We start from the raw sequence: 9697 nt of genomic DNA, 5'->3' as shown, positions 1-9697 counted from the left end.
GGTCTGGGCGCGGTCGCGCCGTGCGCTCCCGGATCGTGCCTTCGCACGATCCGTTCTTTGTTTGACCCTCAGACGGCGGGCGGGCCGCGTCCGCGGCCCTTGCCTTCGCGCCATGGGCTGGTGCGCCCGGCGGGGCTGACGGTCTGGGCGCGGTCGCGCCGTGCGCTCCCGGATCGTGCCTTCGCACGATCCGTTCTTTGTTTGACCCTCAGACGGCGGGCGGGCCGCGTCCGCGGCCCTTGCCTTCGCGCCATGGGCTGGTGCGCCAGGCGGGGCTGACGGTCTGGGCGCGGTCGCGCCGTGCGCTCCCGGATCGTGCCTTCGCACGATCCGAATCCTGGTGGTGTCCCTCGGAACTTGGCTGCGGCCCATCCGCGCCGCTGCTGCAACTTCCCGGGCGGGTGCGCGTTGCTCGCTTCATGCCGGGGCCTTTCGACGTTCCAGACGACGGCGCCGTTGCGCGCCCCGCCGCAGCGGCGCCGCGGCGCGCGGTCCTCGTGCTGAATGCCTCGGCCGGCACCATCGCCGCCATGCCCGATGCCGGCGGCCGCCTCGCGGCGACGCTGACGGCGGCCGGCTACGACCTGCTTGCCCCCGCGCAGCCTGACCTGCCGGTGGATGCCCAGATCGACGCTGCGCTGGCGCTGAATCCGGAGGTAGTCTTCGTCGCCGGCGGCGATGGCACGCTGCGTGGCGCGGCGCGGCGCATCGCCGCCAGCGGCGCCGTGCTGGGCGTGCTGCCCGGCGGCACCATGAACCGCCTGGCGGCACGGCTCGGCCTGCCGCCGGACCCGGAGGCCGCCGCCCGCAGCCTGGCCGGCGCCACGGTCGCGCGGCTGCCGATGGCCGCCGTGAACGGGGAACCGTTCCTGTACCAGGCCGTCGCCGGCCGCGCCTCCCGCCTGGTGCGCTTCCGCGAGATGCAGCGCGGCGCCGGCGTGCTGGGGTGGGTGCCGTTGCTGCGCGCCGCGCTCAGGCTGGCCTTGCGCCCGCCCGGCCGGTCGCTGCGCCTGCTGTGCGATTCGCGTCCGCACCGGGCCGACGTGGCGGTGGTGACGGTGCCGCTGCCCGATGCCGCGCCGCTGCTGCAAATCGAGGCGGTCCGCCGCCGCGGCATGGTCGGCACGCTGCACCAGGCCTGGTGCTGGATCCGTGGGCGGCTGGCCGCGGCGCCGGCGGTGGTGGCGTGCGAAAGGCCGCGCCTCGCGGTGCAGGGCCGCGCCCGCCACTTGCGCGTCACGCTGGACGGCGAATTGCACCTGGTGGCGGCACCGCTGCGCATCCGGCTGCTGCCCGACGGGCTGCCCGTGCTGCGCCCGACGCGGGAATGACCGCCGCGGGCGCCATCCGCATCGCGCATCTGTCGGACCTGCATTTCGGCGCGCATCTGCCGGCTCTCATCGCGCCGCTGATCGACGATATCGTGGCCATGCAGGTCGACGCCGTGGCGATCAGCGGCGACCTCACGCAGCATGCCGACCCGGTGGAATTCCGCCAGGCGGCGGATTTCCTCGCCGCCCTGCCGGTGCCCTACGTCGCGGTGCCGGGCAACCACGACATCCCCGGCGCGAATCTGCTGGAGCGCATGACCGACCCGCGCGGCCGCTGGCGGCGCCATGTCGCGGCGGTGACCGAGCCCATGCTGCTGCTGCCCGGCGCGGCGCTGGTGGGGCTCGACACGGTGCGCCGCGTGCAGCCGCATCTCGACTGGTCGGCCGGGGGCATATCAACCGGCCGGCGCCTGCGGCTGGAGATGCGCCTGCGCGCGCTGGCCGGCCGTCGGTTGGTCGTGGTGGCGCATCATCCGCTGCGGCACCCCGCCTGGGGCGCAGGCCGTGCCTCGCCGCTCGGCGCCGGGGCGGCGCTGGCCACGCTGCGGCAGGCCGGGGTGGCGGCGGTGCTGTCGGGGCACCTGCACCGCGCTGATGTCGTGGGCGGGTCGCCGCCGATCGTGCTGGCCGGCAGCAGCCTGTCCCACCGCACGAAGGGGGAGCCGAACAGCTGGATGCTGGTGCAGGTGGATGCCGCCGGCGTGCGTGCCTTGCGGCGCGTCGCGTACGACGGGGCCTGGCAAGCGGCGGAGACGGTGGTCGGCTGAGAGGCCGCGCGCGGCCGCCAGCATGGGCCTGCTCCGCGACCTGTCCCAGGTTCGAATGTCCTGGTGACCTGCGAATGGCGCGCGCTTGCCATGTCGCGCGAGGAGCGCGCTCGGTGGTTTGCGCGAGGAGTGTGGTCGACGCGTCGCACGAGGGGCGCGCGGTGAAGGTTGCGCGTAAAGCGCGCCTGCGGCACGTCGTGCCAGGTACGCGCCTGCGGCAGGTCGTGCCAGGTGCGCGCCTGCGGCAGGTCGCACCAGCTGCGCGCCCACGGCGCAATGGCGGCCGGCTGGCGCAGCGCTCCTGTGCCGGTCCCGGACTGCGCCGATCGACGCATTCTCGAACCGTCTGTCAGCATCACCGTCATCGCGGCGCGGCCTGGTGGTCCAACCCCGCCGCAACCGGGCTCACCGTACGGCGGCACCCGGCCCGCGGATCAGACCGGCACGCGCTGCCCGGGCACGCGCAGGCGGCGCAGCCGCGTCCGCTCGCTGACCTTGCGCGGTGCCGCGCGCTTGAACCGCGCGCCGCCTTCGCCCTTCTCCAGCGTCAGGGTCCGGGTGTGGAAGGCCTCCAGGCCAGGCCGATGGCCGATCGACACCAGCGCCACGTCGGGCAGCGATTCGAGCAGCAGGTTCATCATCGCGTCCTGGTTCGCCTCGTCCAGCGCGGCGGTCGCCTCGTCGAGGAAGACCCAGCGCGGCCGGTGCAGGATCAGGCGCGCGAAGGCGAGTCGCTGCTGCTCGCCGAGCGACAGCACGCGGTCCCAGCGTTCCTCCTCCGCCAGGCGATCGCCCAGCGGGCCCAGTCCTACCTTCTCCAGCGCCTCGCGCTGCGCGGATTCCTCGAAGGCATCGGCAGGGCGCGGGTAGTTCAGCACGGCGCCGAGCGCGCCGAGCGGCAGGTAGGGCCGCTGCGGCAGGAAGGCCATGGCGTCGCGCGGCGGTGTCTCGATCCGCCCGCCGCCCCAGGGCCACAGCCCGCCGATGGCGCGGAAGAGCGTCGATTTCCCGGTGCCGGATTCGCCCTTGATGAGCACCCGCTCGCCCGGTTCGATCCGCGCGAAGGCACCCTGGATCACGGTGGTGCCGTCGGCGAAGGCGATCTCGAGGTTGTCGAGCACCAGCGCCTCCGCCTCGCCCTCCGTCGCTTCCTCGATGACGATGGTCGGCTGGGATTCGTCCTTCGCGAGCTGGTCGAGATCATCCAGCGCGTCCTGCAGCGCGGCGAGGCGCGACACGGCGCTGCGCCATTCGGCGATCTGCGGGAAGCGGTCGACGAACCAGTTCAGCGCCACCTGCACCTGGCCGAAGGCCGCGCCCACCTGCATCAGCACGCCGAGCGACATCGCACCGGAGAAATACGCCGGCGCGGCGACCACGGTGGGGAAGATCATCGCCAGCGTGCCATAGGCGCTGGTCAGCCACATCAGGTTGCGCTGGCTGCGCATCAGTTCGGTCCACACGCTGCGGACCTCGCCGAACAGGCGGTCGATGCCGCGGCGTTCGTCGGCCTCGCCGCGGATCAGCGCGATGCTCTCGCCGCTTTCGCGCGCACGCGTCAGGCCAAAGCGGAAATCGGCCTCGGCGGTGGTGCGGCGGACCTGGATGCCGATCATCGGCCGCCCCACCCACCACGTGAGGCCGGAGCCGATCAGCGCGTAGAGCACCGCCGCCCAGACCATGTAGCCCGGGATGTGCAGGTCGATCCCGCCCAGCACGACATCGAGCGGCCCCGACAGCGACCACAGGATGCCCACGAAGGCGATCAGCATGGTGACGGAGATCAGGATGCCGACCACGAAGTCGACCGACAGGTCGGCGGCGAGGCGGACATCCTCGGCGATGCGCTGGTCGGGGTTGTCGGCCTCGGCCGCGCCGGCTTCGAGCTGGTACTGCCGGCTGTCATGCAGCCAGGATTCGGTCAGCCGGCGCGTCAGCCAGCCGCGCCAGTTCAGCTGCAGGAGCTGCTTGAGATACAGCTGGTACACGGCCGCCGTCATCGACAGCCCGGCCAGCACGAGGAACACCAGGATCTGGTTCTGGAAGGCTTCCGAATCGCGCTTGTCCAGCGCGTTGAAGAAGTCGCGGTTCCAGACGTTGAAGCGGATCTGGATCGCGACCTGCGCCAGCGTCATGGCCAGCACGCCGGCGATCAGCAGGCGCGCATTGCCGCGGTCGGGGGAGGTCAGCCAGGCGCCGACCCATCGGCGGAATGCGCGCATGTCAGGTGTCGCCGGGCGCGCCTGGGCTGCGTCGTCGGAGGGCGCGTCGGCCATGGATGTTCCGGTCTGGCGAGAGGGAGGGTGCGTCGGCCCCGCAGGGGGCATGCGGGACCGACGCGAACCGGGCGCGGTGCGGCGTCAGGCCGCGAAGCCGCGCCCGGCAACGAGCGAGATGACGAACAGCACGAGGAAGATCACGAACAGCACCTTGGCGATGCCGCTGGCCGCAGAGGCGATGCCGCCGAAGCCGAGGACGCCGGCGACGATCGCGACCACGAGGAAGATCAGGGACCAGTAGAGCATCGGGGTTCTCCGGGAGGGTCTTGGCGCCTCAACGAAGCGCGAGGGCGAAAGTTGCGGCGCCAGCATGGCTGCTCTCGCAGGCCGTTCGAGAATGGCGGTGCCGGCCATCGGGACGCGCGGCGCGGCGCAGCCTCGAAGGGTCGCTCAGCACGACGCCGCCGGGTTGCCCCGGCGGCGCGCTGCGTGGTTCAGCCCTGGCGGGCGGGTGTCAGAGCGACTTCTCCCAGCTCGCCACCTGCTCCTCGGCCTTCTCCTTCGCGATGCCGTAGCGCTCCTGGATGCGGCCCACGAGCTGGTCGCGCTGGCCCTCGACGACGGTGATGTCGTCGTCGGTGAGCTTGCCCCACTGCTCCTTCACCTTGCCGGTGAGCTGCTTCCAGTTGCCGGCGATCTGATCGCTGTTCATGGCGTTCTCCTGTCAGGCGGCCACCACTGCGGTGGGCGTGACAGGCAAACGCGAGCACGCCGGGCGGGTTGCGCGGCGCGGGTGGAACGACGCTCGGTGGCGGTGCGCGACGACGGCATTCGGCGCAGGCGGATCTGCATGACCGCGGCGCCCACCGTGCCGCGCCGGGTGGCCAGTGCAAGCGGTCCGGAACCGGCGGCGGCGGGGCGGCGCCGGCCACCCCGGACACGACCCTCAGATGATCGGCGCGCGGCCGCCATGCACCGCCTGGTAGGTCGCGATCGCCAACGCGAGCGGCTCGAAGGGCTTGCTGATGACGAAGGCGGGCTCGAGACCCTCGGCGGTCAGCAGCCGCTCGGGATAGGCGGTCACGAAGATGACCGGGACGTCGATCGCCTGCTGGATCTTCGCCACCGCCGTGCTGCCGTCGCCGCCACGGCCGAGGTTGATGTCGGCCAGGATCAGCCCCGGCTTCCTGGCGGCCGCCTGGCGCACCGCCTCGGCCTCGCTCGATGCCATGCCGACCACGCGATGGCCGCAGGCCTCGACCAGCCGCTTGAGGTCGAGCGCGATGATCGGCTCGTCCTCGATCACCAGGATGTCGGTCGCGGTGACGGCGCGCAGCGCGGTGCGGGCCGCCTCGACCGCGGCGGTGGCGGCTTCCGCGGTCAGTCCCAGCACGCGGCCGGCATCGGCCAGGGACAGGTCCTCCAGCGCGGTCAGCAGCAGCAGCTGGCGCTGCACCTGCGGCAGGCCGGAGGGCGCGGCCGGTGCCGGCGCCGCCGCCGCGATCGCGGCATACAGCGCGAGGCGCGGCGGCAGGGCCGGGAGCTCGGCGCCCAGCACCCGCGCCACCAGCGCATCGCCGCTGTCGCGCTCCCCGGTCACGGCGCGGGCGAAACGACGCGCATAGGGCAGCGCGCGCAGCAACTCGGTCTGGTTGAAGGCGTTCATCTTGGCACCTGCTGCAAGGGGAGCATTATGACCGGCATGGACGCGACGCGCCGGGCGATTGCATGACGGGTCGCGGGAAGGATGCACCCTTCCGGTATCGGGAGGCGATCGCCGCCCTCACGCCGCAGCTGCGCGGCTTCGCGCGGTTCCTGGCGCGCGACGCGACCCGCGCCGACGACCTGGTGCAGGAAACCCTGCTGCGCGCGCTGGAGCACGAAGCCTCCTGGCAGGACGGCACCGACCTGCGCGCCTGGCTGTTCCGTATCCTGCGCAATGCCTTCCTGGACCAGGCGCGGCGCAGCGGCACCGAGCGCCGGGCGCTGGGCGCGCTGGACGCCGATGCGGCGCAGCCGGCGACGCAGCCCGGGATCGCGGAGCTGGGCGAGCTCGGCCGCGCCATCGCTGCGCTGCCGGCGGCGCAGCGCGAGGCGATCCTGCTGGTGGCGGCGCTGGAGTTCACCGTGGCCGAGGCCGCCGCGGTGACCGGGCTGCCCGAAGGCACCCTGAAGGCCCGCGTGTCGCGCGCACGCGACGCTCTGGCGCGGCAATTGGGGCCGCGCCGGTAGCCGCTGCGCGCAGGAGGCGGTTCCGGAAACCTGCATGACGTTGCCAACGGCCGCGCCCCTGCGCGGGTTGCATGCATATGACGCATGACTGCCTTGAGAAATTCGCATCTCTTCGATGCAACCGAAAACCCCGGCGATGCGTTTGGCCATCATGAGCACCATCAACGACACCCTCCCCGTCACCGGCGCGAGCGTCGCCCGGTTCTCGTTCCATGACGAGCTCGTGGCGCTGCTGCCCAAGCTTCGCGTCCAGGCGCTGTCGCTGACGCGCAACCGCACGGAGGCCGACGACCTGGTCCAGGCCGCGGTCGCCAATGCGCTCGCCGCGCAGGCGAGCTTCACCCCCGGCACGCATCTGGGTGCCTGGGTGTACCGCATCCTGAAGAACCGCTTCATCTCCGACCGCCGCCGCCGCCGCGAGACGGTGGAGATGGACGACGCGCCGGCCGATGCCTTCGCGCGCAGCGGCAACCAGGAAGACAGCATCGCGCTTGGCGAGCTGCGCCGCGAAATGGCCCGGCTGCCCGAGGACCAGCGCATCGCGCTGGTGATGGTGGCGGTGCAGGGCATGTCCTACGAGGAAGTCGCGGAAGCCACCGGTTGTGCCGTCGGTACGGCGAAGTGCCGGGTTTTCCGCGCCCGCCGCGCGCTGGAGGCACGCCTGATGGGCGAGCCGACCGCGAAGGCGGCGCGCGCGGCGCAGGCGTCGCGGCAGAACGCTGGCGTCAACCGCGTCGCTGCGCGTAGCATGGGTGTGGGGGACCGGCAGCCTGCCGCCTCCACGGGGTATGATGGGCCAGCCTGACGACGACGAGGCGGCGGCGAAACCAATGCCGTCGAAGCCTGCCAGGAACGCGAAGGCGGCGGTGCCGGACGCCGCCTTCGACGTTTGGCTGCGTCGTGGGCTGCACCAGATCTTCGACGACGTCGCGCGCGAACCGATTCCGCCCGAACTGCTGCGCCTGATCGAACAGGACCGCAAGAAGTGATGCCAGGCGGCGGGTCGCCGCCTGGCCCCGCCCGGAAAGCCGGTTGGTGGCAGGGCGGGGTTCGCGGGCGCCTGCTGGCGCTGGTGGCCGCGGCGACGATTCCGATCGCGGTGATCGCCGGCAACAATGCATGGTCGGCCTACCAGGCGGCGCTGGCCCAGGGGCAGCGCGACGTGCTGATCCTGCGCGAGGTCGCCGCCGCGCGCCACGGCGCCGCGGTCGGCGCGCTGCGGGAGATGGTGTCCGGCCTGGCCGCCGATCCCGGCCTGCTGGCCCAGGGCGGCGAGGCCTGCGACGCGATGCTCAACCGCCTGCGGGCGTTGAAGCCGGACCGCTATTCCAACTTCTGGGTGCTCGACGGCCAGGGCGTGCTGCTGTGCAGCGGCCTGCCCGCGCCGCGCGGGCGCAGCTATGCCGAGCTCGACTACGTCCCGGCGATCCAGCGCACGCGCGCCTTCACGCTGGGCGAGTTCACCATCGGCGTGGTGACGCAGCGCGCGGTGCTGCCCGGCATCGCGCCGATCCTGGCGCCGGATGGCAGCCTGCAGGCGATGGTGGGCGGCAGCGTCTTCCTGGATTTCCTGCTGCGCACGCCGGCCGATGCCGACGGCGTGGCGCAGCACAGCGTCTGGCTGCTGGACAACAACGGCACGATCCTGCCGATCGGCAATTCCTCCGGCAGCGCGCTGCCGCCGCCAGACCGCCTGGCCGGCCTGCTGAGGTTGCCCAACGCCACCATCGAGGGCCCCGCGCGCGACGGCACGCCCCAGGCCTGGGCCACCAAGGAACTGGTCGCGGGGCTGCACCTGCTGGTCGGGCTGCCGGTGGCCGACATCCAGGCCGCCGCGCGCGGCGTGCTGGAGCGGCGGCTGATCGAATTGTCGCTGTTCCTGCTGGCCTGCCTGGCCGCCATCCTGATCGGCGTCGAGGCCGGCGTGTCGCGACCGCTGCGGCGGCTGGCGGAGCGGGTCCGCAGCTGGGCGCCGGGCCGGCCCTACAGCTCGCCGCCCAGCGGCACGGTTCCGCTCGAGGTGCGCGAGCTCGATCGCGCCCTGACCGCCGCGGCCGCGGCGCTGGAGGATCGCGAACAGGCGCTGACGGCGGCGCTGAAGCAGCGCGACCTGCTGATGGCCGAGATCCACCATCGCGTGAAGAACAACCTGCAGATCGTCGCCTCGCTGCTCAGTCTGCAGGCCGACCGCGTGCGGACGGAATCGGCACGCCACGAATTCGCGGTGGCGCGCGACCGCGTGCAGGCGCTCGCGACGCTGCACCGCCACCTCTACATGAACCAAAGCTTCCAGCGCATGTCGCTGCGGCCCTTCCTCGAGGAATTGTCGCGCCAGCTCAGCGAGGCGCTGAGCGATGGCCAGGCGCGGCGCGTCGCCATCCGGATCGAGGCCGACGACATCGAACTGGGCGCCGATGAATCGATCTCTCTCGCGCTGCTGCTGACCGAGGCGGTGAGCAATTCGATGCGCCACGCCTTCCCCGACGGGCGGCGCGGCACCATCACCATCTCCCTGCGCACCGAAGGCGACGAGGCGGTGCTGCGCGTCAGCGACGACGGCGTGGGCATCGGCGATGGCGCGGAGTCCGGCGACGGGCTCGGCACCCAGCTGATCCGCGGCTTCGCCAGCCACCTGGGCGGCGAGGCCGAGTTCGCCACCGGCGACGGCACCAGCGTGTCGGTCCGCTTCCCGTTGCAGGCCGCGCCGGAGGCGCTGCGCGGCGTGGCGTGACGGCACGATGAAACCCGCGCCCCCGTGCCGCGTTTCCCCCGGGCAACCCTGACCTGGGAGGTCCGATGACCCCGATCCTGCGTGCCGCCTGTGCGGCTGTCCTGCTGTCCCTGCCGCTGGTCGCCTGCGACGATGGCCCCGCCGAGCGCGCCGGCGAGCGCATCGACCGCGCCGCCGAGAATGTCCGCGATGCGGTCGACCCGCCGCGCGGCCCGGTGGAGCGCGCCGGCCGCGCCATCGAGCGCGCGGTCGACTGACGGCGCGCCCGCCCGCCACGCACGCAAAAGGCGCTGGTCCGCAAGGGCCAGCGCCTTTTTCGTGCCCGCTGGAGGTGTTGCCGTTCGCCTTGGCTCACGACAGCGACTCCAGACCATTGTCTTTGCGAGCATCTCTATCCGTCCAAACGGCTCCGTTCGA

At 72.7% G+C, this 9697-nt stretch carries 11 protein-coding genes; 7 read left to right on the top strand and 4 right to left on the bottom strand.

All coding sequences use genetic code 11. From position 1 onward, the window contains the following. Positions 1-497 precede the first annotated feature (497 nt). Together LQ222_RS17240 and LQ222_RS17235 are read left to right on the top strand one after the other, a co-directional pair. On the top strand, positions 498-1331 hold the full coding sequence (locus LQ222_RS17240) for a diacylglycerol kinase family protein (RefSeq protein WP_230168073.1): 834 nt from the start codon (positions 498-500) through the stop codon (positions 1329-1331). Then, complete coding sequence (locus tag LQ222_RS17235) at positions 1328-2098, top strand: metallophosphoesterase (RefSeq protein ID WP_230168072.1); 771 nt, start codon at positions 1328-1330, stop codon at positions 2096-2098. Before LQ222_RS17240 ends, LQ222_RS17235 begins: the two co-directional genes overlap by 4 nt. Before the next feature lie 434 nt (positions 2099-2532). Here LQ222_RS17235 and LQ222_RS17230 read toward each other — a convergent pair whose 3' ends face one another. From LQ222_RS17230 to LQ222_RS17215, 4 genes are all read right to left on the bottom strand, one after another. Beyond that, positions 2533-4320, bottom strand: coding sequence for an ABC transporter ATP-binding protein/permease (locus LQ222_RS17230; protein ID WP_230168071.1), 1788 nt, complete (start codon positions 4318-4320; stop codon positions 2533-2535). Between the two features lie 138 nt (positions 4321-4458). After that, on the bottom strand, positions 4459-4623 hold the full coding sequence (locus LQ222_RS17225) for a DUF1328 domain-containing protein (RefSeq protein ID WP_230168070.1): 165 nt from the start codon (positions 4621-4623) through the stop codon (positions 4459-4461). Between the two features lie 208 nt (positions 4624-4831). Continuing rightward, positions 4832-5029: a CsbD family protein gene (locus LQ222_RS17220; protein WP_230168069.1), complete on the bottom strand. Its 198-nt coding sequence runs from the start codon at positions 5027-5029 to the stop codon at positions 4832-4834. 234 nt (positions 5030-5263) lie between these two features. After that, positions 5264-5983 carry a response regulator gene (locus tag LQ222_RS17215; protein WP_230168068.1) on the bottom strand — a complete coding sequence of 240 codons (720 nt, stop codon included), beginning with the start codon at positions 5981-5983 and terminating at the stop codon, positions 5264-5266. 62 nt (positions 5984-6045) lie between these two features. Between LQ222_RS17215 and LQ222_RS17210 the strand changes: the two genes are divergently transcribed. The 5 genes from LQ222_RS17210 to LQ222_RS17190 all read left to right on the top strand — a co-directional run bounded on the left by LQ222_RS17210 (position 6046) and on the right by LQ222_RS17190 (position 9537). Continuing rightward, positions 6046-6549, top strand: coding sequence for a sigma-70 family RNA polymerase sigma factor (locus LQ222_RS17210; RefSeq protein WP_230168067.1), 504 nt, complete (start codon positions 6046-6048; stop codon positions 6547-6549). A gap of 151 nt (positions 6550-6700) precedes the next feature. Continuing rightward, positions 6701-7354, top strand: coding sequence for a sigma-70 family RNA polymerase sigma factor (locus LQ222_RS17205; RefSeq protein ID WP_230168075.1), 654 nt, complete (start codon positions 6701-6703; stop codon positions 7352-7354). Continuing rightward, on the top strand, positions 7341-7538 hold the full coding sequence (locus tag LQ222_RS17200; protein ID WP_230168076.1) for a hypothetical protein: 198 nt from the start codon (positions 7341-7343) through the stop codon (positions 7536-7538). Before LQ222_RS17205 ends, LQ222_RS17200 begins: the two co-directional genes overlap by 14 nt. Positions 7539-7621: 83 nt before the next feature. Beyond that, positions 7622-9280, top strand: coding sequence for a sensor histidine kinase (locus LQ222_RS17195; RefSeq protein WP_230168066.1), 1659 nt, complete (start codon positions 7622-7624; stop codon positions 9278-9280). 65 nt (positions 9281-9345) lie between these two features. After that, positions 9346-9537 carry a hypothetical protein gene (locus LQ222_RS17190; protein WP_230168065.1) on the top strand — a complete coding sequence of 64 codons (192 nt, stop codon included), beginning with the start codon at positions 9346-9348 and terminating at the stop codon, positions 9535-9537. Positions 9538-9697 lie beyond the last annotated feature (160 nt).

It is taken from the genome of Roseomonas sp. CECT 9278 (assembly GCF_918698155.1).
GTDB lineage: Bacteria > Pseudomonadota > Alphaproteobacteria > Acetobacterales > Acetobacteraceae > Neoroseomonas.
Note: the sequence above shows the minus strand (reverse complement) of the source record. Positions and strands in the feature narration are given on the sequence as shown.